Genomic DNA, 25,028 nt, shown 5'->3' with positions numbered 1-25,028 from the left:
GGAGGAGTGTTTTCATGTTTCGAACTGTAGCAGAATTGGTTGAAATCGCAGAGAATGAAAACATTACAATATCAGAAGTAATGATTCGCCAAGAAATGGATGTGAAAAATAAATCACGTCAAGAAGTATTCGATGAAATGGAAAAAAATTTGGTTGTTATGGAAAAGGCAATAGAAGACAGTCTTAAGGGAGTTGAATCAGTTACAGGCCTCACAGGTGGAGATGCAGTGCGAATTCAAAATTATATGAAAGAGCATACACCTCTTTCAGGACACTTAGTGATGGATGCTGTAAGCAAGGCAATGGGAACGAACGAGGTGAATGCAGCGATGGGGATTATTTGTGCTACCCCCACTGCAGGAAGTGCGGGATGTGTGCCTGGTACATTGTTTGCAGTGAAAGAACGATTAAACCCTACACGTGAAGAAATGATTCGGTATTTGTTTACATCAGGTGCATTTGGTTTTGTAGTTGCGAATAATGCGTTTATTTCGGGTGCGGCAGGAGGCTGCCAAGCAGAAGTCGGATCAGCTGGTGCGATGGCTTCCGCTGCGATTGTCGAAATGGCGGGTGGTACACCACAGCAATGCGCTGAAGCATTTGCTATTACGTTAAAAAACATGCTAGGTCTTGTTTGCGATCCTGTAGCAGGACTTGTTGAAGTTCCTTGTGTAAAGCGAAATGCAGCTGGATCATCACTTGCTATTGTATCGGCAGATATGGCACTTGCTGGAGTAGAGAGTCGCATCCCGTGTGACGAGGTAATTGGCGCAATGTACCGGATCGGTAAAACGATGCCATCTGCACTTCGAGAAACAGGTGAGGGTGGGCTTGCAGATACACCAACTGGGCGTTTTTTAAAGGATAAAATATTTGGAATGTCAGATTGAAAGAGTGATGAGTACTCATGCTGAAAGATTCGATAACAAATGTAAAGGGGATTGGTCCAAAGGTAGCAGAGGAATTTGAGTTAATGCATATTTTTACAATAGAGGATCTATTGTTTTATTTTCCTTCACGCTACGATGTGTTTGAGATCAAGCCCATCGGAGAATTAATTCACGAAGATAAAGTTACCATTGAGGGAAGGGTAATTCATGATCCTTCTCTTTCCTTTTTCGGAAAGAAAAAATCCCGACTCCAATTTAATGTAGAAGTAGAGGGGATTGCGGTTAAGGCAGTTATGTTTAATCGTGCATTTGCAAAAAAGCAAATCAAACAAGGAGACATTATCACACTGACGGGCAAATGGGATGCACATCGACTGCAAATTACAGTAAGTAATTATAAGAAGGGTGCAGCAGAAACACATGCTGAAATTCAACCTATATATTCCGTTAAAGGAGATATGACGAATTTTAGATTAAAAAAAGCGATTAAACATGCTTTAGATGAATATGCGAATAATATTGATGAACTGCTCCCAGCAACCTTTTTAACAGCTTACAAGCTTCCAAAGCGAAGGGAAGCGTTATTCACGATGCATTTCCCTGAAAATAGAAATGCATTGAAGCATGCACGAAGGCGTTTTACATATGAGGAATTTTTGTTATTTCAATTAAAAATGCAGCTACTTCGAAAACTTAAACGCCAAGCAACAACAGGAAATGCGCAGCAATATGATAAAGAAACAGTGCAAGCCTTTATAGAAGATCTTCCTTTCCAATTAACTAAGGCACAAAAACAAGCTGTGGAACAAATCCTTTCCGATATGGAATCTCCTTTTCGAATGAATCGTTTGCTTCAAGGTGATGTGGGTTCAGGTAAAACAGTGGTTGCTGCCATTTGCTTGTATGCGTCCATTACTGCTGGAAAGCAAGGAGCATTAATGGTTCCAACAGAAATCTTAGCTGAACAGCATTATGAATCATTGAAAACGTTATTTGGTGACCGCGTATCGGTCGCCCTCTTAACTGGTTCTGTAAAAGGAAAGAAGCGTAGAGAACTAACAACGGCTATCGAAAACAAACAAATTGACCTTGTAATTGGTACACATGCACTGATTCAGGAAGATGTTAACTTTGATAATCTCGGTTTTGTTATTATCGATGAACAGCATCGATTTGGTGTTGAACAAAGACGGAGCTTACGGAATAAAGGACTTCACCCAGACGTACTTTTTATGACCGCAACGCCAATTCCTAGAACACTTGCTATTACCGCATTTGGTGATATGGATGTTTCCATAATTAATGAAATGCCTGCAGGAAGAAAACAAATTGAAACATACTGGATCAAAGAAAATATGCTAGATCGTGTGCTGAATTTTATAGAAAAACGAATTGCGGCTGGTGAACAGGCATATGTGATTTGCCCGTTAATCGAGGAGTCGGATAAATTAGATATTCAAAACGCAGTTGATCTTTATGAGCAACTAAAAGTGTATTATGATGCTTCGATTCAAGTTGGATTGATGCATGGCAGGTTGCATGTCGATGAGAAGGACAATGTAATGAAGCAATTCGCTTTAAACGAGATTAAAATACTAGTATCGACAACAGTAGTAGAGGTAGGGGTAAATGTTCCGAATGCTACGGTGATGGTAATTTATGATGCAGAACGATTTGGACTTTCTCAGCTCCATCAGCTTCGGGGAAGAGTAGGAAGAGGAGATAAACAAAGCTACTGTATATTAATTGCCGACCCTAAAGGGGAGATCGGAAAAGAACGGATGAAAATTATGACAGAAACAAATGATGGCTTTGAATTAGCAGAGCAAGACTTAAAACTTCGAGGACCTGGTGATTTTTTTGGTAAAAAACAAAGTGGTCTTCCAGATTTTAAAGTTGCCGATATGATTCACGATTATCGTGCATTGGAAACGGCAAGAAATGATGGCCAGGAAATAATTCGCAACGACTTGCTGTTATGTGACAAGGATTATAAAATGTTACAAAGAAAATTAGAAGAAGATGGTGTTTATTCGACAAAGCTTGATTAAATAGACACTTGCATAATTTTTATTGGTATTATATATTACTATTAGTACCAAGTCATAAAGATTTGGAGGATATTGGACGGTGCATGAATATGAGAATGCCTAAAATAGAAAGGCAACGACTTTTACAAGAAACAATAGACCAAACGCCATTTATAACGGATGAAGCATTAGCAAATAAGTTTTCTGTTAGCATTCAAACGATACGATTAGATAGAATGGAACTCGCTATTCCTGAACTCCGTGAGCGGATTAAATCAGTAGCAACATCACAATGGAATGAAACGGTTCGTGCGCTTACGATGGAAGATGTCATTGGAGAAATTGTTGATTTAGAGTTGGATAAACGTGCAATTTCCATATTAGATATTGGCAAAGAGCACGTGTTTTCTCGAAATAATATTGCCCGTGGGCATCATTTGTTCGCGCAGGCAAACTCGTTAGCGGTAGCAGTCATAAATGATGAATTAGCTTTAACAGCAAAATCGGAGATTAAATTTACTAGACAAGTTAAAGAAGGCGAAAGAGTAGTTGCAAAAGCACATGTCGAAGGAAATACAGAAAAAGGCCTTACAATTGTTCTTGTCGATAGCTATGTCGAAAACGAAAAAGTTTTCTCTGGCAAATTCTATATGTATCGTTCAGCAGAGCAACAATCAAACTAAGAGAATAAACCTTTGTCAAAATACAATCGAATAATAAATACTGCATTGAATTCTTTCAAAAGGAGTTACATAAATGAGACTAGCAATTGACGCTATGGGTGGTGACCATGCTCCACAAGCAATCGTTCAAGGAGCGATGGAAGCTATAGCAGAAAACAATAATTTACACATATTATTAGTTGGTGATGAACAAAAGATAACCCCATTTTTAACTGATTCAACCAACATTGAAGTGATGCACACCGATGAAGTAATAACGAGTGAAGATGAACCAGTTCGAGCAGTTCGCAAAAAGAAAAATGCCTCTATGGTACTGATGGCAAAAGAAGTAAAAGAAAAACGTGCGGATGCATGTATATCTGCTGGAAATACAGGAGCCCTAATGAGCGCAGGACTGTTTGTTGTTGGTCGAATCCCGGGAATTGACCGCCCTGCATTAAGTCCTACCCTACCAACTGTTGATGGAAAAGGCTTCCTAATGCTTGATGTCGGAGCGAATGTAGAAGCAAAACCAACGCATTTGTTGCAGTATGGGATTATGGGATCTATCTATGCGGAAAAGGTTCGCGCAATAAAAAATCCGACTGTCGGACTTTTAAATGTTGGAACAGAAGATGGAAAAGGAAATGAACTCACTAAAAAAGCATTTACACTATTAAAGGATGCGCCTATTAATTTTATTGGAAATGTAGAGGCGAGGGATTTACTAAATGGTGTAGCTGATGTTGTCGTTACAGATGGTTTTAGTGGAAATATTGCTTTAAAAACCATTGAAGGCACAGCGTTGACAATGTTTTCTATGTTAAAAGGAACGTTTATGAGTTCTATAAAAACTAAGCTCGCAGCTGCAGTTGTGAAAAAAGACTTAAAGGGTCTTAAAAACAAACTTGATTACGCAGAATATGGAGGAGCAGGGCTTTTTGGACTCGCTGCTCCAGTTATTAAAGCACATGGTTCTTCAAATAGTCGAGCAATCGTTAGTGCAATAAAGCAAGCTAGCCATATGGTGGAGTTTGGTGTGACAGATACGATTGCATCAACAATTGAAAATTTAGAAACAGTGAAAAAGGAGGATGTGTGAACGCATGAAAAAAGTGGCTTTTATGTTTCCAGGACAAGGTTCCCAAACAATTGGAATGGGTCAAGAAATACATGATTCACATGCTTCGATTCAAGCGCTTTATACAGAGGCAAACCAAATTTTAAATATTGATTTGAGGAAAATCATGTTTGAAGGACCAAAAGAGACCTTAACGGAAACGGAAAATGCACAGCCCGCCTTGCTGCTATCTTCCATTGCAGCACATACATTATTACTTGAAGAAGGAATTCAGCCTGTCATGCTAATTGGGCATAGCCTTGGTGAATATAGTGCACTTGTAGCAGCAGGAGCATTGTCTCTTCAGCAGGCTTTGCCACTTGTTGCAACAAGAGGACGCTTAATGGAGCAGGCTTTTCCAAAGGGACAGGGAACGATGGCAGCGGTTTTAGGTATGACGCAAGAAGCACTTGAAACAGCTTTGCAGGAGATCGATAACGAGGTTGTTGATGTGGCAAATTTAAATTGTCCAGGTCAAATTGTTATTTCGGGATCAAAAGAGGGTATTGAACAAGCTTCGACTATCTTAAAAGATAAAGGTGCGAAACGGGTAATGCCTTTAAATGTCAGCGGCCCATTTCATTCAAGGTTAATGAAAGCGGCAAATGAGGAATTCGCACATTATCTAGAGGAAATAACGTTTCATGATGCAAGCATTCCAGTTTATGCAAATGTATCAGCAGCTCCTACGACAGATAGTGAAGCGATTAAAGCTTTATTAATAAAACAGTTATATTCCCCAGTTCGTTTCGAGGAATCCATTCGGAATATGCTTGAAACAGAAATTGATGCATTTGTTGAAGTAGGAACTGGCAAGGTGTTATGTGGTCTCGTGAAAAAAATAGACAAGACAGTTCAAACCTTTGCCGTACAAGACAAGAAAACGATGGAGGAATTTATTTCCTGGTTTAAGGGGGAAGCATAAATGCTAAAGGGAAAAAGTGCCATTGTTACTGGTGCGTCCAGAGGAATCGGACGTGAAATTGCACTGGAGCTGGCGAAGCAAGGTGCAAATGTTGCAGTTAACTATGCAGGAAATGAAGTAAAAGCACAGCAAGTGGTTGATGAAATTCAAGCATTAGGAGTGCAAGCATTTAAAATTCAAGCAAATGTTGCAGATGAAGAAAGCGTCAAGGCGATGGTGAAAGAAGTGGTTGAACGCTTTGGAAGTATCGATGTTTTAGTGAATAATGCAGGAATTACAAAGGATAATTTGCTCATGCGAATGAAAGTAGATGAGTTTGATGCCGTCATCGATACAAATTTAAAAGGCGTTTTTGTCTGTACGAAATCCGTTACACGACAAATGATGAAGCAGCGTGCAGGTAGAATTATTAATGTTGCATCTATCGTTGGTGTGAGTGGAAATCCAGGTCAGGCTAATTATGTAGCTGCAAAAGCAGGTGTCATTGGTTTAACAAAAACGACGGCAAAAGAGCTGGCATCGCGCAATATTCTTGTAAATGCAGTAGCCCCTGGATTTATTTCAACAGACATGACAGATGCGTTAACTGAAGAACAAAAGCAAGCAATGCTTGGCATGATTCCATTAGAAAAATTTGGAGCACCTGAGGATGTTGCAAGAGTAGTTCGTTTTCTTGCTTCTGAGGATGCAAATTATATTACTGGTCAAACGATTCACATTGATGGTGGTATGGTGATGTAATGTGTAGATTATATTCTTTGAAGGGAGGTGAAAAGGGTGGCAGATGTATTTGATCGCGTAAAAGAAATCATAGTTGATAAGCTTGATGTAGATGCGTCTAAAGTAACGATGGAAGCTTCTTTTAAAGAAGATTTGGAAGCAGATTCGTTAGACGTTGTGGAGCTTGTAATGGAGCTTGAGGATGAGTTTGATATGGAAATTGCTGATGAAGAGGCTGAAAAAATTAATACAGTAGGTGATGCTGTTAATTATATAAACAGTCAAAACTAATAAAATCAGGATTTCCTGAAAAACTAAAATAATGGAGAGGCTGTCCACTTATAATGTGGTAGCTACAAGTTACTAGTTATAAGGGCAACCTCCATCTATTTTTTAGAGAACGAGGTGTCAACAAATGCAGTTTCATCAACTAGAAGAGCGATTAGGCATTTCATTTAACAAGCAGCAATTACTTCAACAAGCATTTACTCATTCATCGTATGTGAATGAGCATCGGGGAAAACAGTTTTCGGATAATGAGCGTTTAGAATTTTTAGGTGATGCTGTTTTAGAGTTAGGTATATCGCAATTTTTATACCGTACAAACGAAGCCATGCCTGAGGGAGAAATGACGAAACTGCGGGCAGCGATTGTTTGCGAAGCGTCCCTTGAAAAATTTGCGCGTGACCTTCATTTTGGAGAGTTTTTATTGCTTGGAAAAGGGGAAGAACAAACAGGTGGTCGAGAGCGGCCAGCGATTTTAGCGGATGTATTTGAAGCTTTTCTTGGAGCGCTTTATCTTGATCAAGGCTTTGGACAAGCATTAAATTTTCTAGAAGAACAGGTATTTCCGAAAATTACAACTGGTGCTTTTTCGCATACGATGGATTATAAAAGTCAGCTACAAGAGCTTAGTCAACAGCATAAAAATCAAACCTTGGAGTATAAAATTATTGCCGAAACAGGTCCTTCACATAATAAAGAATTTGTGGCGGAAGTAGTATTGAATGGTAAGGTGTTTGGCAAGGGAACTGGTCGAACGAAAAAAGAAGCAGAGCAAAGAGCTGCTAAACATGCAATTGATAAATACAAAAACCAATGAGGAATAAAAGTGAAAAGCTGAAATAAAACAACAACCAGGGTACAAAAAGTAGACTGGTTGTTGTTTATTTTCGATTACAGATGTACACCATTGTTAGGACTTTCTTACTGTCCGCAATTCATCTAGAAATGCTTGCACTTCAAAGGCGCTTAACGATCCTTTTTGGAGAACAAGTGCATGCATTTGCTTTAATTCTTCATACTTTTCTAAATCATAATCTGCTGCATCCATAATAGATCGATTGACAACGCTAAGCTTTTCAGCAATTTCATCTAAAATAATCTGCATATTTTCCTTTGTAGGGACGTTTAAGTTCATTATTTCACCTCGAAATGATATAGAATAGATTAAAATACCGTTCTAGCTAAGGAACACCCTTCTTTTGTCCCTTTCTTTATGATAAAATAAATGCGTTAAAAAGCCAATACGTAAATGCAGTTAACGCCCATATTAATTATGACGATATAATAGATAAAAGCTAAAATCCAGTGATAAACAGCGAGAATTTAAAGTAAGAACTCGTTAGGATTAGATTTTTGCAACATTAAGGAGAATGTATATGTTTTTGAAACGGTTGGAAAGCGTAGGTTTTAAATCTTTTGCGGAAAGGATTAATGTGGAATTTGTCCCTGGAGTGACAGCAGTTGTTGGTCCGAATGGAAGCGGAAAAAGTAACATTACTGATGCAATTCGCTGGGTACTTGGGGAGCAATCTGCAAAATCACTACGCGGCTCAAAGATGGAAGATATCATTTTCCAAGGAAGTGATACGAGAAAAGCTTTAAATGTCGCTGAAGTAACATTGGTTTTAGATAATAGTGATCAACGTCTTCCGATAGATTATGATGAAGTTAGTGTCACTCGCCGAGTATATCGTTCAGGTGATAGTGAATTCTATATTAATAAGCAATCCTGCCGTTTAAAGGATATCGTCGATCTTTTTATGGATTCAGGGCTTGGTCGTGATGCCTTCTCCATTATTAGTCAGGGAAAAGTTGAGGAAATTTTAAGCTCCAAGGCAGAGGAACGACGGACCATTTTTGAAGAAGCAGCGGGTGTGTTGAAATATAAGCAGCGTAAGAAGAAAGCCGAGTATAAGCTGGCTGAAACACAAGAAAACCTGAATCGTGTGGAAGATATTATTTATGAAATTGAGCAACAAATCGATCCACTAAAGGAGCAAGCAGAAACAGCAAAGGAATTTGTTAAACTAAAAGACCTCCTAAAAGAAAAAGAAATAGCGTTACTTGCTACTGAAATTGAGCAATTGAATAATGAATGGCAGCAAGCAATGCAACAACTCGAAAAAGAAAAAATGAATGAAATTGAACAAAAAACATTGATTCAACAAAAGGAAGCTGCTATTGAGCAAGAAAGACAGCTTATTCAAAAAATAGATAATTCTATTGAAGAAATGCAATCGAGCTTATTGCAGACAACAGAGCAGCTTGAAAAATTAGAAGGCAAAAAGCAAGTATTTAATGAGCGGACAAAGCATTATGCAGAAAACAAGGAAAAATTAGAGCAACAAAAAAAGGAATTAATGGATCGCTTAGAACGTATTAAAGAGGAGCTCCATGTTGAAAAAGAAAAGCTTGTCGCATTACAACAAGCTAGAAAGCAAACGAAGGAACTCGTTGTAGCTTTAGAAAGCAAATTAGTGAATGGTCAAGAGGATATTGCAGAGAAAATCGAGGATTTAAAAGCACAGTATATCGAGTTTTTAAATGATCAGGCCGCGAAAAGAAATGAAAGACAATCGATTCAAAATCAGCTTACGCAAATTACGTCAAAGCATCATAAACAAGTGCAAAGATTCCAAGATTTAATTGCAACTAGAACAGAGTTGACGAATTCTAGTGAACATATGAAAAAAGAATTACATGAAAAAGAATTGGAATTTCAAAGCACTGACAATGATATGAAGGAATTAAAACAAGAACTAGATGCCACACGTCATACATACCAAGAATCGCAAACGAAGCTTTATCAAGGTTATCAGTATATTGAAAAGCTAAAATCAAGAAAAGAAATGCTAGAAGAAATGAAAGAGGACTTTCAAGGCTTTTTTCATGGAGTTAAATCCGTTCTAAAAGCAAGGGAAGATAGTAAATTAACTCATATTCATGGTGCTGTTATTGAACTTATGGAAGTCCCCAAAAACTATATTACTGCTATTGAAACGGTATTAGGTGGTCAAGCACAGCATATCGTTGTGCAAGATGATCAAGCTGCCCGTAAAGCTATTGCTTGGTTAAAGCAAACGAATAATGGGAGGGCGACTTTTTTACCACTTGAATCGATTCAACAACGCTTTATTACAGGGGATATTCTTAAAAAAGTAGAACAACACCCTGGATTCGTGGATATTGCAGCAAATCTAGTTCAAACAAATGATACCTTTAGAAGAGCGATTAATCATCTCATGGGGCATGTAATTATCGCAAAAACGTTAAAGGATGCAAATGAAATAGCAAATCTTGTCATGCGCAAGTATCGTATTGTTACCCTAGAAGGAGATGTTGTGAATCCTGGAGGCTCGATGTCTGGTGGTGCGCAAAAGAAAACAAACCAATCATTATTTACGAGAGAAAAGGATTTACAGGAAATTACAGAAAAGCTAAATGACTTTGAACGAAAAGCACAGCGTTTTGAGCATAGCGTTTCAGAACAAAAATCGCGCATCACTGAACAAGAGCAAAAGCTGATGAAATTAGAGCAAAAATTGGAAGCGTGTAATATTGCGTTACAGGATGCTAAAGCAGCAGATAAAGAATATGAAATGAAGCTTCATTCAATTAATGAAAACTTATCTATCTATGATCAAGAAGAAGAGCAGCATAGGCTTGATCGTGAAGCATTAGAAACCCGTGATATACAAGTTGAAAAACAGCTTACGGAAATTGAAAAAGAACTTGCATCGATTCAGGAGCAAATTGACGAATTATCCAAACAAGAAAATGAGCTAAAAGAAAATCAGGAACTATTGCAGGATGACCTCCATCAAAAGCAAGTTCTTCTTGCAGAACAAGAAATTCAAGTCACAAACCAGCTAGAAAAAACTTCATCCCTTGAAGAACAGGTTTCTGATATAGAGATGCAGTTAAGCGACTGTACGAAAGAATTAATCGAATTAGTTGAAATGAAGCAGAGCAATGAAACAGAAGAAGAAATTGATGCAAACATTACAGCGAGTAAAGCAGAAAAAGAAAAGTTAATTATTCAAATTCAAGAAAAGCGGTCAAATCGTGCTCGGCGTACACAGCTACAACAGGATCGAGATCGCGAGTTAAAGGAAGAAAACAAAAATCACCAAGCACTTGTAACGCAAATTCAGCAACTGGAGGTTCGTTCAAATCGCCTGGATGTTGAATTAGAAACTAAATTAAACCATCTTCAAACAGAATATGTAATCACGTTTGAAAAGGCGAGTCAACTCGTTGAAAAAGTGGAAAACACGCAAGAAGCTGCCGAAGAAGTGAGGCAAATTAAACTTGCTATTGATCGATTAGGAACAGTTAACCTTGGGGCAATTGGGGAATATGATCGTATTGCGGAACGCCATTCCTTTTTATCTGAACAGCAAAATGATCTAGTAAAAGCAAAGCAAACACTATACGATGTTATTGCTGAAATGGATGAAGAAATGGAAGCACTTTTTGATGACACGTTTAGTAAGATTAAGGAAGAATTTGCAATCGTGTTTAAAGAATTATTTGGTGGAGGGCGTGCAGAATTAAAGCTTACCGACCCCAAAAACTTATTAGAAACAGGTGTGGATATTATTGCCCAACCACCAGGCAAAAAACTGCAGCACCTTGGACTTCTATCTGGTGGAGAACGTGCATTAACGGCAATTTCTCTTTTGTTTGCGATATTAAGAGTGCGTCCTGTTCCGTTTTGTATACTAGATGAAGTAGAAGCTGCATTGGACGAAGCAAATGTTATGCGCTTTGCAAAATATGTAAAACTTTATAGTGAAGTAACACAATTTATCGTTATAACTCACCGTCAAGGTACAATGGAGAATGCGGATGTACTCTACGGTGTGACGATGCAAGAATCTGGAGTATCTAGACTTGTATCCGTTCGCTTAGAAGAAACGAAGGAATTGATTCAATCGTAAGGAGGATCTAGATCAAAATGAGCTTTATGGATAAATTAAAGAATAAGTTTAAAAAAACAGATACTGAAGGGGTTTCTGAAAAATATAAAACAGGAATGGAAAAAACAAGAAATTCTTTCTCGAGTAAAATAAATGATTTAATTGCCAAGTATCGGAAAGTTGATGAAGACTTTTTCGAGGAGCTAGAGGAAGCTTTAATTTCTGCTGATGTTGGTGTTATGACGGTAATGGATTTAATTGATGAATTAAAATTGGAAGTAAAACGAAGAAACATAAAGGATACAAAAGAAGTCAGAGATGTTATTTCTGAAAAGCTTGTGGAAATTTATTATGGTGATGATAACGAAAGCATCGAAAAGCTAGAACTAAATGAGAATCAATTATCCATTATTCTTGTTGTAGGTGTAAATGGTGCTGGAAAAACAACATCGATTGGCAAGCTTGCCCATAACTTAAAGCAAGAAGGAAAACATGTTATTTTAGCAGCGGGCGATACGTTTCGTGCGGGTGCTATCGAGCAGCTTGAAGTATGGGGAGAACGTGCAGGCGTAGAAGTGGTTAAGCAGCGGGAAGGAAGCGATCCAGCTGCTGTTATCTTTGACGGTATTAAGGCAGCCAAGTCACGTAAAGCAGATGTCTTAATTTGTGACACTGCTGGTCGACTACAAAATAAAGTAAACTTAATGAATGAGCTTGCAAAGGTGCGTCGTGTGATTGAACGCGAAGTTCCTGGGGCACCACATGAAGTATTACTCGTACTGGATGCTACAACTGGTCAAAATGCGTTAAGCCAGGCAAAAACATTTTCCGAAGCAGCAAATGTGTCTGGCATTGTATTAACAAAATTAGATGGTACAGCGAAAGGCGGAATTGTGTTAGCGATTCGTCATGAACTCCAAATCCCGGTTAAGTTTGTTGGACTTGGTGAAGGAATGGAAGATCTTCAGGAGTTTGATGCGCATGCCTTTGTGTACGGGTTGTTCGCAGATATGCTTGAGACATCTGAAGACGAAGAATAACTTGACAGTAATTGTACGCTTTCGTTATTATATTACGTAAAGCAATTCTACTTAACAAGGGATGAATAAAATGCTTGAGAAAACGACCCGTGTCAATTATTTATTAGATTTTTACCAAGGGCTTTTAACTCCAAAGCAACGTAACTACTTGGAAATGTACTATACAGAAGATTATTCTTTAGGTGAAATTTCCGAATTGAAGGAAGTGTCTCGCCAAGCAGTGTATGATAATATTAAACGTACAGAAGCCATGCTTGAAACATATGAAGAGAAATTAAATTTGTACGATAAATTTCAAAAACGTATGGAGCTTATAGAACAGTTAGAACAGAAGCTAGGGAATGAAGACAAAGCACTTCAACCATTGCTTCAACAATTAAAAGAAATAGATTAGGGGGACACCTTCTATGGCATTTGAAGGATTGGCCGACCGTTTACAACATACGATTAAAAAAATTACCGGCAAAGGAAAAGTGTCTGAGCAGGACGTAAAAGAAATGACTCGTGAGGTGCGACTCGCATTACTTGAAGCCGACGTTAATTTTAAAGTAGTAAAGGACCTTATAAAGCGTATTAAGGAACGATCAATCGGGCAAGAAGTAATGGAAAGTCTAACACCAGGACAGCAAGTTATTAAAGTAGTGAAAGAAGAGCTCACCGCATTAATGGGCGGCGAGCAAAGTAAAATCGCCGTTGCTGATCGCTCACCAACCGTTATTATGATGGTGGGATTACAAGGGGCAGGAAAAACGACTACAACAGGAAAGCTAGCTAATTTATTACGCAAAAAATATAACCGTAGTCCCCTTTTAGTAGCTTGTGATATTTATCGCCCAGCTGCAATTAATCAGCTTGAGACGTTAGGAAAACAATTGGATATGCCTGTTTTCTCCATGGGAACAGATGTAAGTCCAATAGAAATTGCTACAAAAGCAATTGAAAAGGCGAAGGCAGAGCATCAAGACTATGTTATTATTGACACCGCTGGTCGACTTCATGTCGATCAGAATTTAATGGATGAATTACAGGAAATTAAAGCGAATGTAAAACCTGATGAGATTTTCCTAGTTGTTGATGCAATGACAGGTCAGGATGCTGTTAATGTAGCCGAAAGCTTTAATGACCAATTAGATATTTCTGGAGTTGTGTTAACAAAGCTTGATGGCGATACTCGTGGAGGAGCAGCATTATCCATTAAAGCAGTCACCGGAAAGCCTATTAAATTTGCCGGAATGGGAGAAAAACTAGATCAATTAGAAGTATTTCACCCAGAGCGAATGGCTTCTCGTATATTAGGTATGGGTGATGTATTAACCTTAATTGAAAAAGCACAAGCAAATGTTGACGAAAAGCAAGCAAAAGAATTAGAAGAAAAAATGCGGACGATGTCCTTTACTTTTGATGATTTTCTAGAACAAATGGGCCAAGTGAAAAAAATGGGTCCACTGGAAGACCTTTTGACAATGATGCCAGGTGCAAATAAAGTTAAAGGGCTAAAAAATGTTCAAATTGATGAAAAACAACTTTCTCATGTAGAGGCAATTGTACAGTCGATGACAAAGCAGGAGCGTCAAGATCCTAGCATTATGAATGCAAATCGAAAGAAACGAATTGCAAAAGGATCTGGAACCTCTGTTTCACAAGTGAATCGTTTACTCAAGCAGTTTGATGAAATGAAGAAAATGATGAAGCAAATGACGAACATGCAAAAAGGAAAAAAAGGCAAAGGTTTTAAATTTCCTTTCATGTAATGTAAAAACACTTTACAGGCTTCAATGTTTCTGTTAAAATTTAAAACTGTGTAAAACATATTAATGGAGGTGCAAGAAAATGGCTGTAAAAATTCGTTTAAAGCGTATGGGGTCTAAAAGAAATCCTTTTTATCGTATCGTAGTTGCTGATTCACGTGCACCACGTGATGGACGTTCTATCGAGCAAATTGGAACATATAACCCAGTAGTAAATCCAGTTGAGGTTAAAATAGATGAAGAAAAAGCATTAAACTGGATGGCAAACGGAGCAAAACCAAGTGATACTGTTCGTAATTTATTTTCAAAAGAAGGCATCATGAAGAAATTCCACGACCAAAAAAACCAAAAGTAAGGTAGTGTGATAGCGCATGAAAGCCCTAATTGAGACTATCGTTACACCGCTTGTTGATTTTCCCGAGGACATCAAGGTAACAGAAACAGAGGAAGAAGCAAAGATTGTATATCATCTTACTGTTAATCAACAAGATGTAGGGAAGGTTATTGGCAAAAATGGCCGTATCGCAAAAGCAATCCGAACAGTTGTATATGCAGCTAAGTCGGATGCAAAAAAACGTATTTATCTGGATATTATGTAAAGGGAGAGGGATGACCTTTCCCTTTTTACACATCCATACCTCTCTATTTAGATTGCGTCGGACAATGATGTGAGAGCGAGGAAAAGCAAATGAAAATCATTAAAAAGGTCCAGGTTAAGCAAATTATTACCGAAAAAAGTAAAAAGAAATTGCACGATAATTTTGTTCATCATAAACTGCGACTTGAGCAAGAGTGTCAACAACTGCTATTTGAGCAGCGGAAGCTTCAAAATAAAACTGGTGTTTCCAAACAAGAGATTATTGATCGATTTCAGCAAGAAATTAAAAATCGCAAAGAAAAAATTAAACTGATTGAGTTTAAGATAGAACAGTTAGATATGCTATCGCTTGGTAGTGAAATTGTTGAGGGAGAAGTTGAAGCTCTTGTTGAGGTCGAAGAAGGAATGCATTGGCATGAATTTATGGGGGAACAAGCAATTGTACTAGAGGATGAAGTAATCATTCGAATAGAAGAGCATGGTGAAAAAAATGACTGACAAAATGTTTAAAGTAGGAAAAATTGTAAATACACACGGAATCCGTGGTGAAGTGAAGGTGCTTAGAATTACGGATTTTGCAGAGCGCTTCACACGAGGAAATTCCTTATATATTGCGAATGCTGAAGGGAGCCTTATCAAAGTTACCATCGATGGGCATCGAATGCACAAAGGGTTTGATTTGCTTCACTTTTCAGGCTATGACAATATAAATGATGTGGAAGGATTTAAAGGTGCATTTTTGAAAATCGATGATTCTCAGCTAACAGAATTAGCAGATGGTGAATTTTATTACCATGAGATTATTGGATGTAAAGTGTTTTCCTTAACAACGAAGGAAGAATTAGGCGTTATAAAAGAAATACTCTCGCCTGGTGCAAATGATGTTTGGGTAATAAAACAAAAAGCGGGAAAGGACTTGCTTATTCCGTATATCCCAGATGTTGTGAAAGACATTGATGTGGATCAGAAAAGAATCATGATTGAACCAATGGAAGGATTGCTAGACTAATGCATATCGACATATTGACTTTGTTTCCTGAAATGTTTTCAGGCGTGATGAATTCATCCATGTTAAAAAAAGCACAGGATAAGGGAAAGCTTTCCTATGATCTTGTGAATTTTCGAGATTATACCGAAAATAAGCATAACAAGGTTGATGATTATCCATATGGTGGCGGAGCAGGAATGGTTTTGACACCACAGCCTGTATTCGATGCAGTAGAAGCTGTGACAAATAGGAAAAAAGAAAAGCCCCGTGTTATTTTGATGTGTCCACAAGGAGAGCCTTATACGCAAAGGAAAGCGGAAGAATTGGCGCAAGAAGAGCATTTACTATTTATTTGTGGACATTACGAAGGCTATGATGAGCGAATCCGTGAGCATCTAGTTACGGATGAGATATCAATTGGAGATTATATTTTAACAGGCGGCGAGCTTGGTGCGATGGTAGTCATTGATAGTGTTGTACGTTTAATACCGGATGTTCTAGGGAATCAAGCATCGGCGCCAGAAGATTCATTTTCTACTGGCTTACTTGAATATCCACATTATACGAGACCTGCTAATTTTCGGGGAATGCATGTGCCGGAAGTTCTCTTATCTGGAGATCATAAACGAATTAGAGAGTGGCGTCGACAAAAGTCGTTAGAACGGACGTATGCGCGGAGAAAAGAGCTATTAACGAAAGACATTCTCTCAGATGAAGAATGGGATTGGTTAACAAGTCATCCTAATAACAAAGTAAGCGATTAGTCGCTGGTTTATTTTCTATAAAATGTACGATGTACTGTGTAAAAGTAGTTGAACTACTAGCATCATTATGGTATATTAATGATTGTGCTTAAGTGTATGCTTTAGCGCTATAAACAATGTTCCGCTGTCATATTTACCGATATGAGCATTGGGTTGGAAGGAGTGAAACAGGATGCAACAATTAATCGAAGCTGTTACAAAAGATCAACTTCGTACAGACCATCCTGATTTCCGCCCGGGAGATACTGTAAAAGTTCACGTGAAGGTTGTTGAAGGAACCCGTGAACGTATTCAGGTTTTTGAAGGCGTTGTAATCAAGCGTCAAAACGGTGGAATCAGTGAAACATTTACAGTTAGAAAAATCTCTTACGGTGTTGGAGTTGAACGTACATTCCCTGTACATTCACCACGTATCGATAAGATTGAAGTTTCTCGCCGTGGTATTGTACGTCGTGCGAAGCTTTACTACCTACGTAATCTACGTGGAAAAGCTGCACGTATTAAAGAGCGTCGATAAGATTAGATTCTTTTCGAACACATGTAGGAAAGGAGCTTAGCATTATGTGCAAGCTCCTTTTTTACTCGATTGTTTTACAATGCAATCATTTTATCATTGAATGAAATTCTACTTATAGATTAAAATAAAACTATATAACTTGTAATGGAGGGCGATTTATGGGAAAGGCTAAGCGAAAAAGTGATTGGTTTGATTGGGTGAAGGCACTATTAATTGCTTTTGCGCTGGCCTTTATTGTGCGAACATTTTTTTTCACCCCAATTATAGTGGATGGACCATCAATGATGCCAACATTACATAATCGAGATCAGATGATTGTAAATAAATTTGATTATCGTATTCATGAACCGAATCGGTTTGATATTATTGTTTTTCATGCTTCTAATAAAAAGGATTTTATTAAGCGAGTCATCGGTCTTCCTGGAGAGCATGTAGCTGTAAGGGACAATGTACTTTACATTAATGGTGAAGCGGTTGAGGAACCTTTTTTAGAAGAACAAAAACAAAAGATGAAGCCATATCAAATATTAACAGAGGATTTTTCACTTGAGAATTTACCTGGAGAATATGAGGCAATTCCGAAAGACCACGTACTTGTTCTAGGAGATAATCGTGGGAATTCTGTTGATAGTCGTGATCTTGGACTAATTTCAATGGAGCAAATCGTAGGTAAGACTAGTGTGATTTATTGGCCATTTAAACGCATGCAAGTGTTAGGAGAGGGAGAGTAGCATACTATGACAATACAATGGTTTCCAGGACATATGGCAAAAGCAAGAAGGGAAATCGAAGAAAAGCTGAAATTAGTTGATTTTGTTGTCGAACTAGTAGATGCTCGTGCACCTTTATCCTCGCAAAATCCAATGCTTCAACAAGTATTACAGCAAAAGCGTAAAATGATTGTGCTGATGAAACGTGACTTGGCAGATCAAAAAGAAACAGATCATTGGATTACCCATTTCGAGCAAATGGATATCCCAGCAGTTGCAGTAAATGTTAATGATAGAGCCGATATCACTCAAATAATCCAAACTGCTAAAGCATTAGGAAATGAAAAAATGGCAAAGCTACAAAAAAAAGGGATTAAACCAAGAGCAGCAAGAGCAATGATCGTTGGTATTCCCAATGTAGGAAAGTCGACATTGATTAACCGCTTAGCAAATAAAAAAATTGCTAAAACAGGTGATCGCCCTGGTATAACAAAACATCAGCTTTGGATTAAGGTGAAGAAGGATTTTGAACTTTTAGATACGCCAGGAATTTTATGGCCGAAGTTTGAGGATGAAATGGTCGGCTATCGATTGGCAGCAATTGGAACGATTAAAGATCAGCTGTTATCCTTACAGGATGTAGCCGCGTTTGTTATCAATTATTTACAGCAGCATTATCCTTCTTTGATGGAAGAGCGCTATGATGTTGATAGACAAATGACGGATATGTGGGATGTTTTTACACAGATTGGGAAAAAGCGCGGTGCCTTAGAGAGCGGCGGCAATGTTAATTTTGATAAAGTAGCAGAAATTGTGCTTCAAGATTTGCGAACTGGTAGACTCGGAGCAATTACATTAGAAACGGCTTTAGATTAAATAGCATGCATCATAGGATGGATGCTATTTGTTTTGCTATGAACATGGTAAACTAAATATAATTTATCAAATTCAACAGGTTCTATAGTTTTATCGTTCACATTGCCAATAAAGAAACCGATAATAGAGATAGAAAGTAAGGTGCTAAGAAAATGAGTGCTACAATAACGGAAATTAAAACAATCTTAGCTAGTGGGGAAGTAAAGGATACATTGCTTCAAGAGCTAAAAAATGATAATCGAAAGGGTGTACAAGCCCTTTTAAAAAGATACGAAGCAAAACTACAACACGTATTATTACTAGAAAAACAGTTTCAAACAATGTGTCACTTTGAAAATGAAGGTAGAAAAAATGGGTATATGTATATTGCTGGCATGGATGAGGCTGGACGCGGTCCACTAGCTGGCCCTGTTGTTGCTGCAGCAGTTATTTTACCTCCTCATTTTAAATTGCTAGGACTTAACGATTCGAAGCAGTTAAATGAGGCACAAAGAAATGAATTTTTTCACATTATTAAAGATCAAGCTATCTCCTATAGTATTGCTGTTCAGGACAATTCCATTATTGATGACATTAATATTTTTGAAGCTACGAAACGTTCAATGCGGCTTGCATTAGATGAGCTTCATATTGCACCCGATTACGTGTTAATTGATGCGGTGAACCTTGATCGATTACCTTGGCCTTCAAAAGCAATGACCAAAGGAGACCAAAAAAGTATTTCTATCGCTGCTGCAAGTATTTTGGCAAAGGTTACCCGTGATACTCTCATGCAAGAAATTCATGAACAATATCCAATGTATCAATTTAATAGAAATATGGGATATGGAACTAAAGCTCATTTAGAGGCACTTAAAACATATGGAATCACACCATATCATCGCAAGTCATTTGCCCCAGTCAAAGGAGCAAATCAATAGGTAGGAGGTCATTTCGTTGGGTATTCAATACATATCAGGAGCTAATTCTATAATGAAAACCACGTCATCTTCTAATGAACTTCGACCTGGACAAATTGTGCAAGGTAAGATATTAAAACTTTACCCGAATAATAAGGCAGCAATCCAGTTAGGCTCAAAAATGATGATTGCTCAACTGGAAGCAGCATTGACTGTTGGAGAGAAATATTTTTTTCAAGTACAGCAAACGGCGGACATGGTTCATTTAAAGGTTGTAAACGAACAAGTAACTTTAAACTCTGAGGATAGTATGATGCAGCTATTAAAGCAGCTTGGTTTTAAGGCAACAAAAGGAATGAACATATTCACACAATTACTTGTTTATGAGAAGATCCCTTTTGATGTGCAGCAGTTGCAAAAAGCATTTCCTATTCTTGAAAAGTATGGAACCTCAACGGAAGTGTTACAAACGCTAAAGCAAATGATCGCGCAATCAATACCAATAAAAGAATCAATTTTTCAAGCAATGAAAACGCAGCACAGTTTAAGTGTATCTACACAATTATCCGGTCTTTTTAATGTATTAAAGGCAGTAAAAAATCCCACTATCGCACAGCATGCACTAATGCAACAAATTAGTGAATTAACACAGCCTGCTATGGAAGGAAAAGGAGTATTATTGGAATGGATGCTAACGGAGGCGCGTCAAGATAATCCAAGATTATTTCATATGATGAAAGCATTGCGGTTTATCGATTTATCTGTTCCATTTTCTAATTGGAAGCAGCAATTACTTCATGGTTTAGATTTGCAAGGTAATACAAAGCTAGAACAACATGCAACTTCCAGCTTTCCATTCGATGTTTCTAGGCTAAAGCAGTTGTTTACTTCTACAATAGGCATGAAGGCTACAATACAAGAGCACGCGACCACCTTTTTAAACAATTGGGCAATTGTTGAAGGGATGCCGTTAAAAGGTACTGCTAGTTTAACAGAACAGCAATTCACTTCCTTTAAACAGGCAGTTGACCATGTTTTACGAGCGTTAGGTCTTCCTCAAGAAGGTAATAATTTAGTAAATGTAAAAAATGAGCTCGGTCATCTAAAGCAAATAGTCGCAATGATTCGGACGTTAGCAGCTACAACGACTTTTGAGGAAGTATCGCACATGCTTCCTAGATTGTCCGAATCGCCTACCGTGTCACTTCCATCTCTCAAAGATGCGTTTCTCTCACATATGAATCGTTTCTTTCAGTTATCAGGGCTTTCTTTAGAAAACGAGATTGCTAGGGGGAACCAGCAGCATCAAATGAATACAATGAAAGCGTTATTGCTACAAGTTGTGCAACAGCGGGGCGATACGAACGTTTCTGATAGAGCACAGCAGTTAATTCACGTTTTAAATGGACTACAGCTTCAATCTGTGCAGGAGAGTGGTCAGCTTATTCAAGCACAGCTACAGTTTCCTGCTGGAAAGTTGGGACTGCCTCAAGATGTTAAAATAGATTTTGAAGGTAGAAAAAATGCGAATGGAAAAATCGATAGTGATCATTGTCGCGTGTTGTTTTACCTTGAACTAGCAAACTTAAAACAAACCGTGATTGATATGCACATTCAAAAACGAGCAGTGTCCATCGTTATTTTTAATGATCATCCTAAATTAAAGGATTATGCTAAAAAGTACCAGGAGGATATAAAAGCAGGATTGGCTTCCATAGATTATCAGCTAACCTCAATTGGTTATGAGCCATTTAAAGAAATGGAGCGTACAAATCCTTCCACCTCAGTGAAAAAGGATAATGCCATCTATGAAGGGGTAGATTATCGAATATGAACGAAAAAAGACAGAAGGCAGCAGCTTTACAGTATGACGTTAAGAAAAGTCATGCACCAAAAGTAACAGCAATTGGCAAGGGATTGGTAGCTGATAATATTATAGCAGAGGCAAAAAAAGCGAATGTCCCTATTCTAGAAGACCCATCTCTTGTGGAGTTACTGGCTAAGCTGAATATCAATGAAACGATTCCCGCAGAGCTCTATCAAGTAGTTGCGGAAGTATTTGCTTTTGTTTACCGAACAGATCAGGAAATAGATTTATAATCGACTAGACAACAAGTTTCGCTTATTCTTGTGAAATTTGTTGTTTTTTAATACAATGGAAATGCAGTGAATTTGATGGGAGGATGAAGGATGAACATTCATGAGTATCAAGGCAAAGAAGTTTTACGTAATTACGGCGTAAAAGTTCCGAATGGCTATGTAGCTTATACAGTAGATGAAGCTATGGAGGCTGCTAAAAAGCTCGGATCTTCCGTAACAGTCGTTAAAGCACAAATCCATGCCGGCGGTAGGGGTAAAGCTGGTGGTGTAAAGGTTGCCAAAAGTTTAGACGAAGTGCGTACATATGCAGATGAAATACTTGGAAAAGTGCTTGTAACGCACCAAACAGGCCCAGAAGGTAAGGAAGTAAAACGTCTCCTTATTGAAGAGGGCTGTGACATTAAAAAAGAATACTATGTTGGTGTTGTATTAGATCGCGCAACCTCTCGTGTGGTCATGATGGCTTCTGAAGAAGGCGGTACAGAAATTGAAGAAGTAGCAGCCAAAACACCTGAAAAGATCTTTAAGGAAGTAATCGATCCTGTTGTCGGTTTAACTGGTTATCAAGCTAGAAGACTGGCATTTCATATTAATATTCCAGATGAACTGCTATCAAAAGCGGTGAAATTCATGATGGGCCTTTATCAGGCATTCGTTGAGAAAGATTGCTCGATAGCAGAAATTAATCCACTTGTAACGACAGGTGACGGAGAAGTACTTGCACTTGATGCAAAGCTTAACTTCGATGATAACGCACTTTATCGACAAAAAGATATTATGGCGTTGCGCGATCTTGATGAAGAAGATGAAAAAGAAATTGAAGCTTCTAAATATGATTTGAGCTATATTTCTTTAGATGGAAACATTGGTTGCATGGTAAATGGTGCAGGCCTCGCCATGTCCACAATGGATATTATTAAGCACTATGGCGGTGATCCAGCAAACTTCCTAGATGTTGGAGGTGGTGCAACTGCTGAAAAGGTAACGGAAGCCTTTAAAATCATTTTGTCCGATCCAAATGTAAAAGGAATTTTTGTCAATATATTCGGTGGAATTATGAAGTGCGACGTTATTGCGGAAGGTGTAGTGGAAGCAACGAAGCAAGTAGGCTTAGAGATTCCATTAGTAGTTCGCCTTGAAGGAACAAACGTTGACCTTGGAAAGAAAATACTTGAGGAATCTAAGCTCAATATTACTTCTGCTGATTCGATGGCAGATGGTGCACAAAAAATTGTTTCCATGGTGAAGTAATAGCTTCAAAAGAAAACACAAAAATTTCGAGAAAGCTGATAGAAAGGACGGACGAAGATGAGTGTATATGTTAATAAGGATACAAAAGTTATTGTCCAAGGTATAACTGGTGGAACAGCCAGATTTCATACAAAACAAATGCTTGAATATGGAACAAAAATCGTTGGTGGTGTAACACCGAAAAAAGGCGGTACAGAAGTAGAAGGCGTTCCGGTTTTTAATACGGTACAGGAAGCAGTAGAAAAAACAGGAGCAAATGCATCTGTTATTTATGTGCCAGCTCCATTTGCTGCAGATGCCATTCTTGAGGCTGTCGATGCAGAATTGGATCTTGTAATTTGTATTACGGAGCATATTCCTGTAATGGATATGGTAAAAGTAAAACGTTATATGGAAGGCAAGAAAACGCGCCTAGTTGGACCAAATTGCCCAGGTGTAATTACACCGGAAGAATGTAAGATTGGGATTATGCCAGGTTATATTCATAAAAAAGGTCACATTGGTGTTGTATCACGTTCCGGTACGTTAACGTATGAAGCAGTTCATCAATTATCAACTGCTGGTTATGGTCAAACAACAGCTGTTGGTATTGGTGGAGACCCAGTTAATGGTACAAACTTTATTGATGTGCTTCAGGCATTTAATGAAGATCCTGAAACAGAAGCGGTAATAATGATTGGTGAGATTGGTGGAACTGCGGAAGAAGAAGCTGCAGAATGGGTAAAGGCAAACATGAAAAAACCCGTTGTTGGCTTTATAGGCGGCGCTACTGCACCTCCTGGGAAACGCATGGGGCATGCTGGAGCAATTATTTCTGGAGGAAAAGGAACTGCAGATGAGAAAATACGGATTATGAGAGAGTGTGGCATTGCAGTTGCGGATACTCCAGCAGTAATGGGAGAAACGATGATTCAGGTTCTTAAAGAACGTGGACTCGATGAAAAATGTAAAACACATTAAAAAATAATAAGAGGCTGGTACAAAGGTATTCTAGATTTAATCTGCGATGTAAGTATTCTAGGATTGTATTAGAAACTTCCGAATTGTACCAGCTCTTTTCTTAAGGATGTGATTTATTGCCCTCTACATTTCGCGATCGGTTGATTCATTTATACTATTGTAAAGGCATTACTAGAGCAAGGCTTCATAAGCTTCTTCATCAAGATCCCTCATTAACAAAACTCTACGAGTATTCTACCTCACAGCTTGCTGCTACTTTAGCTATACCAGCAAATATAGCCTACATTTTATACAAAGACCTACACAATGAAGCACTTTTGTACGACATAAAAAGAGACAGTTCCCGATATACAATTATTACAATAGTTGACGACATCTACCCTGCTATGTTAAAAACGATAAAGGACTTGCCGCTTGTTTTATTTGCGATAGGGAATATGAATCTATTACATCAGTTCCCGTCCCTAAGTGTTGTTGGAACTAGAACTCCTTCTAATGAAGGAATGAAGAAAACGACATATTTATTGTCTCCACTTATTAAACAAGGCTGGGTCATTGTTAGTGGGATGGCAAAAGGGATCGATAGCTTTGCACATCGAACTGCTTTAGCTGAAAAAGGATATACAATTGCAGTGCTAGGAAGTGGTTTTCAGCATATTTATCCAAAACAAAACGTAGGATTGTTTAAGGAAATAATCACAAGTAATGGATTAATTCTATCAGAGTATCCGCCGACAACAGCCCCTCAGCCTTATCACTTTCCAGAAAGAAATCGAATTATTAGTGGATTGGGGTTCGGAACCTTAGTAATTGAAGCAATGGAACGAAGCGGAACGCTAATTACAGTTGAACAAGCATTAGAGCAGGGAAGAGAAGTATTTGCTACTCCAGGAGACCCTTGGATTCCACAAACTAAGGGATGTCACAAAATTATTCAAGAGGGAGCAAAGCTTATATCGAAGTGGGAAGATATCGAAGAAGACTGGGAAACGATAAAAGGTATTTGGCAAAGATAACGATTGC

Annotated in this window: 27 protein-coding genes; 26 read left to right on the top strand and 1 reads right to left on the bottom strand. The window is 38.2% G+C overall.

What is annotated here, in order from left to right:
- Positions 1-14: 14 nt before the first annotated feature.
- The 8 genes from sdaAA to rnc all read left to right on the top strand — a co-directional run bounded on the left by sdaAA (position 15) and on the right by rnc (position 7,449).
- Complete coding sequence (gene sdaAA, locus SPK86_RS07790; RefSeq protein ID WP_284139913.1) at positions 15-890, top strand: L-serine ammonia-lyase, iron-sulfur-dependent, subunit alpha; 876 nt, start codon at positions 15-17, stop codon at positions 888-890.
- 17 nt (positions 891-907) lie between these two features.
- Positions 908-2,941, top strand: a complete 2,034-nt coding sequence (recG, locus tag SPK86_RS07785) for an ATP-dependent DNA helicase RecG (RefSeq protein WP_330949029.1) — start codon at positions 908-910, stop codon at positions 2,939-2,941.
- An 89-nt stretch (positions 2,942-3,030) separates the two neighbouring features.
- Entirely contained in the window at positions 3,031-3,603 is a 573-nt protein-coding gene (gene fapR, locus SPK86_RS07780; protein ID WP_284140115.1) for a transcription factor FapR, read from the top strand.
- Positions 3,604-3,676: 73 nt separating this feature from the next.
- Positions 3,677-4,684, top strand: coding sequence for a phosphate acyltransferase PlsX (plsX, locus tag SPK86_RS07775; protein WP_284139915.1), 1,008 nt, complete (start codon positions 3,677-3,679; stop codon positions 4,682-4,684).
- Positions 4,685-4,688: 4 nt separating this feature from the next.
- Positions 4,689-5,627, top strand: a complete 939-nt coding sequence (fabD, locus tag SPK86_RS07770) for an ACP S-malonyltransferase (RefSeq protein ID WP_284139916.1) — start codon at positions 4,689-4,691, stop codon at positions 5,625-5,627.
- Positions 5,628-6,368: a 3-oxoacyl-[acyl-carrier-protein] reductase gene (gene fabG / locus SPK86_RS07765; protein WP_284139917.1), complete on the top strand. Its 741-nt coding sequence runs from the start codon at positions 5,628-5,630 to the stop codon at positions 6,366-6,368.
- Positions 6,369-6,404: 36 nt separating this feature from the next.
- On the top strand, positions 6,405-6,638 hold the full coding sequence (gene acpP, locus SPK86_RS07760) for an acyl carrier protein (RefSeq protein WP_284139918.1): 234 nt from the start codon (positions 6,405-6,407) through the stop codon (positions 6,636-6,638).
- A gap of 124 nt (positions 6,639-6,762) precedes the next feature.
- Positions 6,763-7,449, top strand: coding sequence for a ribonuclease III (gene rnc, locus SPK86_RS07755; protein ID WP_284139919.1), 687 nt, complete (start codon positions 6,763-6,765; stop codon positions 7,447-7,449).
- A gap of 93 nt (positions 7,450-7,542) precedes the next feature.
- On the opposite strand, the gene SPK86_RS07750 is transcribed toward rnc, so the two are convergent.
- Positions 7,543-7,767: a DUF1128 domain-containing protein gene (locus SPK86_RS07750; protein ID WP_284139920.1), complete on the bottom strand. Its 225-nt coding sequence runs from the start codon at positions 7,765-7,767 to the stop codon at positions 7,543-7,545.
- 241 nt (positions 7,768-8,008) lie between these two features.
- On the opposite strand from SPK86_RS07750, the gene smc reads away from it, so the two are divergent.
- The 18 genes from smc to dprA all read left to right on the top strand — a co-directional run bounded on the left by smc (position 8,009) and on the right by dprA (position 25,021).
- Positions 8,009-11,575 (top strand): chromosome segregation protein SMC, encoded by a 3,567-nt coding sequence (smc, locus tag SPK86_RS07745; protein ID WP_330949028.1) that lies wholly within the window; start codon positions 8,009-8,011, stop codon positions 11,573-11,575.
- A gap of 17 nt (positions 11,576-11,592) precedes the next feature.
- Positions 11,593-12,594 (top strand): signal recognition particle-docking protein FtsY, encoded by a 1,002-nt coding sequence (gene ftsY / locus SPK86_RS07740; RefSeq protein WP_284139922.1) that lies wholly within the window; start codon positions 11,593-11,595, stop codon positions 12,592-12,594.
- Positions 12,595-12,664: 70 nt separating this feature from the next.
- A complete protein-coding gene (locus SPK86_RS07735; protein WP_284139923.1) occupies positions 12,665-12,988 on the top strand; it encodes a putative DNA-binding protein in 324 nt (107 codons plus the stop codon).
- A gap of 13 nt (positions 12,989-13,001) precedes the next feature.
- Positions 13,002-14,345: a signal recognition particle protein gene (gene ffh / locus SPK86_RS07730; protein ID WP_284139924.1), complete on the top strand. Its 1,344-nt coding sequence runs from the start codon at positions 13,002-13,004 to the stop codon at positions 14,343-14,345.
- Between the two features lie 79 nt (positions 14,346-14,424).
- Positions 14,425-14,697, top strand: a complete 273-nt coding sequence (gene rpsP / locus SPK86_RS07725) for a 30S ribosomal protein S16 (protein ID WP_284139925.1) — start codon at positions 14,425-14,427, stop codon at positions 14,695-14,697.
- Between the two features lie 16 nt (positions 14,698-14,713).
- Positions 14,714-14,941 carry a KH domain-containing protein gene (locus SPK86_RS07720; RefSeq protein ID WP_284139926.1) on the top strand — a complete coding sequence of 76 codons (228 nt, stop codon included), beginning with the start codon at positions 14,714-14,716 and terminating at the stop codon, positions 14,939-14,941.
- Positions 14,942-15,030: 89 nt separating this feature from the next.
- The gene (locus SPK86_RS07715) at positions 15,031-15,438 is read left to right on the top strand and encodes a YlqD family protein (protein WP_284139927.1); all 408 of its coding nucleotides are present in this window, start codon (positions 15,031-15,033) and stop codon (positions 15,436-15,438) included.
- Positions 15,431-15,949, top strand: coding sequence for a ribosome maturation factor RimM (gene rimM, locus SPK86_RS07710; protein ID WP_284139928.1), 519 nt, complete (start codon positions 15,431-15,433; stop codon positions 15,947-15,949). The genes SPK86_RS07715 and rimM overlap by 8 nt, the downstream gene beginning before the upstream one ends.
- A complete protein-coding gene (trmD, locus tag SPK86_RS07705) occupies positions 15,949-16,692 on the top strand; it encodes a tRNA (guanosine(37)-N1)-methyltransferase TrmD (protein ID WP_330949027.1) in 744 nt (247 codons plus the stop codon). The genes rimM and trmD overlap by 1 nt, the downstream gene beginning before the upstream one ends.
- A 172-nt stretch (positions 16,693-16,864) precedes the next feature.
- A complete protein-coding gene (gene rplS / locus SPK86_RS07700) occupies positions 16,865-17,209 on the top strand; it encodes a 50S ribosomal protein L19 (protein ID WP_330949026.1) in 345 nt (114 codons plus the stop codon).
- 158 nt (positions 17,210-17,367) lie between these two features.
- Complete coding sequence (gene lepB, locus SPK86_RS07695) at positions 17,368-17,940, top strand: signal peptidase I (RefSeq protein WP_284139931.1); 573 nt, start codon at positions 17,368-17,370, stop codon at positions 17,938-17,940.
- 6 nt (positions 17,941-17,946) lie between these two features.
- On the top strand, positions 17,947-18,795 hold the full coding sequence (gene ylqF / locus SPK86_RS07690) for a ribosome biogenesis GTPase YlqF (protein ID WP_330949025.1): 849 nt from the start codon (positions 17,947-17,949) through the stop codon (positions 18,793-18,795).
- A gap of 152 nt (positions 18,796-18,947) precedes the next feature.
- The gene (locus tag SPK86_RS07685) at positions 18,948-19,715 is read left to right on the top strand and encodes a ribonuclease HII (RefSeq protein WP_330949024.1); all 768 of its coding nucleotides are present in this window, start codon (positions 18,948-18,950) and stop codon (positions 19,713-19,715) included.
- Between the two features lie 52 nt (positions 19,716-19,767).
- Positions 19,768-21,528 carry a hypothetical protein gene (locus tag SPK86_RS07680; protein WP_284139934.1) on the top strand — a complete coding sequence of 587 codons (1,761 nt, stop codon included), beginning with the start codon at positions 19,768-19,770 and terminating at the stop codon, positions 21,526-21,528.
- Positions 21,525-21,794, top strand: coding sequence for an EscU/YscU/HrcU family type III secretion system export apparatus switch protein (locus SPK86_RS07675; RefSeq protein WP_284139935.1), 270 nt, complete (start codon positions 21,525-21,527; stop codon positions 21,792-21,794). The genes SPK86_RS07680 and SPK86_RS07675 overlap by 4 nt, the downstream gene beginning before the upstream one ends.
- A 90-nt stretch (positions 21,795-21,884) precedes the next feature.
- Positions 21,885-23,045 carry an ADP-forming succinate--CoA ligase subunit beta gene (sucC, locus tag SPK86_RS07670; protein WP_284139936.1) on the top strand — a complete coding sequence of 387 codons (1,161 nt, stop codon included), beginning with the start codon at positions 21,885-21,887 and terminating at the stop codon, positions 23,043-23,045.
- Positions 23,046-23,102: 57 nt separating this feature from the next.
- A complete protein-coding gene (sucD, locus tag SPK86_RS07665) occupies positions 23,103-24,005 on the top strand; it encodes a succinate--CoA ligase subunit alpha (RefSeq protein WP_330949023.1) in 903 nt (300 codons plus the stop codon).
- Positions 24,006-24,121: 116 nt separating this feature from the next.
- On the top strand, positions 24,122-25,021 hold the full coding sequence (dprA, locus tag SPK86_RS07660; protein WP_330949022.1) for a DNA-processing protein DprA: 900 nt from the start codon (positions 24,122-24,124) through the stop codon (positions 25,019-25,021).
- The last annotated feature ends 7 nt before the right edge of the window (positions 25,022-25,028 follow it).

Source organism: Virgibacillus sp. MG-45, from assembly GCF_036409425.1.
In the GTDB taxonomy this organism is placed as follows: Bacteria; Bacillota; Bacilli; order Bacillales; family Amphibacillaceae; genus LDC-1.
The sequence above is the reverse complement of the archived record's forward strand: the minus strand, read 5'-3'. Positions and strand labels throughout refer to the sequence as shown.

Excerpts from the sequence above, each read along its gene's own strand:
- sucD (WP_330949023.1), top strand. The coding sequence starts at position 23,103 with ATGAGTGTATATGTTAATAAGGATACAAAAGTTATTGTCCAAGGTATA.
- rnc (WP_284139919.1), top strand. The coding sequence starts at position 6,763 with ATGCAGTTTCATCAACTAGAAGAGCGATTAGGCATTTCATTTAACAAG.
- fabD (WP_284139916.1), top strand. The coding sequence starts at position 4,689 with ATGAAAAAAGTGGCTTTTATGTTTCCAGGACAAGGTTCCCAAACAATT.
- fapR (WP_284140115.1), top strand. The coding sequence starts at position 3,031 with ATGAGAATGCCTAAAATAGAAAGGCAACGACTTTTACAAGAAACAATA.
- trmD (WP_330949027.1), top strand. The coding sequence starts at position 15,949 with ATGCATATCGACATATTGACTTTGTTTCCTGAAATGTTTTCAGGCGTG.
- SPK86_RS07715 (WP_284139927.1), top strand. The coding sequence starts at position 15,031 with ATGAAAATCATTAAAAAGGTCCAGGTTAAGCAAATTATTACCGAAAAA.
- ftsY (WP_284139922.1), top strand. The coding sequence starts at position 11,593 with ATGAGCTTTATGGATAAATTAAAGAATAAGTTTAAAAAAACAGATACT.
- rplS (WP_330949026.1), top strand. The coding sequence starts at position 16,865 with ATGCAACAATTAATCGAAGCTGTTACAAAAGATCAACTTCGTACAGAC.
- SPK86_RS07680 (WP_284139934.1), top strand. The coding sequence starts at position 19,768 with ATGAAAACCACGTCATCTTCTAATGAACTTCGACCTGGACAAATTGTG.
- lepB (WP_284139931.1), top strand. The coding sequence starts at position 17,368 with ATGGGAAAGGCTAAGCGAAAAAGTGATTGGTTTGATTGGGTGAAGGCA.
- fabG (WP_284139917.1), top strand. The coding sequence starts at position 5,628 with ATGCTAAAGGGAAAAAGTGCCATTGTTACTGGTGCGTCCAGAGGAATC.
- SPK86_RS07735 (WP_284139923.1), top strand. The coding sequence starts at position 12,665 with ATGCTTGAGAAAACGACCCGTGTCAATTATTTATTAGATTTTTACCAA.
- SPK86_RS07675 (WP_284139935.1), top strand. The coding sequence starts at position 21,525 with ATGAACGAAAAAAGACAGAAGGCAGCAGCTTTACAGTATGACGTTAAG.
- sdaAA (WP_284139913.1), top strand. The coding sequence starts at position 15 with ATGTTTCGAACTGTAGCAGAATTGGTTGAAATCGCAGAGAATGAAAAC.
- rpsP (WP_284139925.1), top strand. The coding sequence starts at position 14,425 with ATGGCTGTAAAAATTCGTTTAAAGCGTATGGGGTCTAAAAGAAATCCT.
- sucC (WP_284139936.1), top strand. The coding sequence starts at position 21,885 with ATGAACATTCATGAGTATCAAGGCAAAGAAGTTTTACGTAATTACGGC.
- SPK86_RS07685 (WP_330949024.1), top strand. The coding sequence starts at position 18,948 with ATGAGTGCTACAATAACGGAAATTAAAACAATCTTAGCTAGTGGGGAA.
- recG (WP_330949029.1), top strand. The coding sequence starts at position 908 with ATGCTGAAAGATTCGATAACAAATGTAAAGGGGATTGGTCCAAAGGTA.
- plsX (WP_284139915.1), top strand. The coding sequence starts at position 3,677 with ATGAGACTAGCAATTGACGCTATGGGTGGTGACCATGCTCCACAAGCA.
- SPK86_RS07750 (WP_284139920.1), bottom strand. The coding sequence starts at position 7,767 with ATGAACTTAAACGTCCCTACAAAGGAAAATATGCAGATTATTTTAGAT.
- smc (WP_330949028.1), top strand. The coding sequence starts at position 8,009 with ATGTTTTTGAAACGGTTGGAAAGCGTAGGTTTTAAATCTTTTGCGGAA.
- ylqF (WP_330949025.1), top strand. The coding sequence starts at position 17,947 with ATGACAATACAATGGTTTCCAGGACATATGGCAAAAGCAAGAAGGGAA.
- rimM (WP_284139928.1), top strand. The coding sequence starts at position 15,431 with ATGACTGACAAAATGTTTAAAGTAGGAAAAATTGTAAATACACACGGA.
- SPK86_RS07720 (WP_284139926.1), top strand. The coding sequence starts at position 14,714 with ATGAAAGCCCTAATTGAGACTATCGTTACACCGCTTGTTGATTTTCCC.
- ffh (WP_284139924.1), top strand. The coding sequence starts at position 13,002 with ATGGCATTTGAAGGATTGGCCGACCGTTTACAACATACGATTAAAAAA.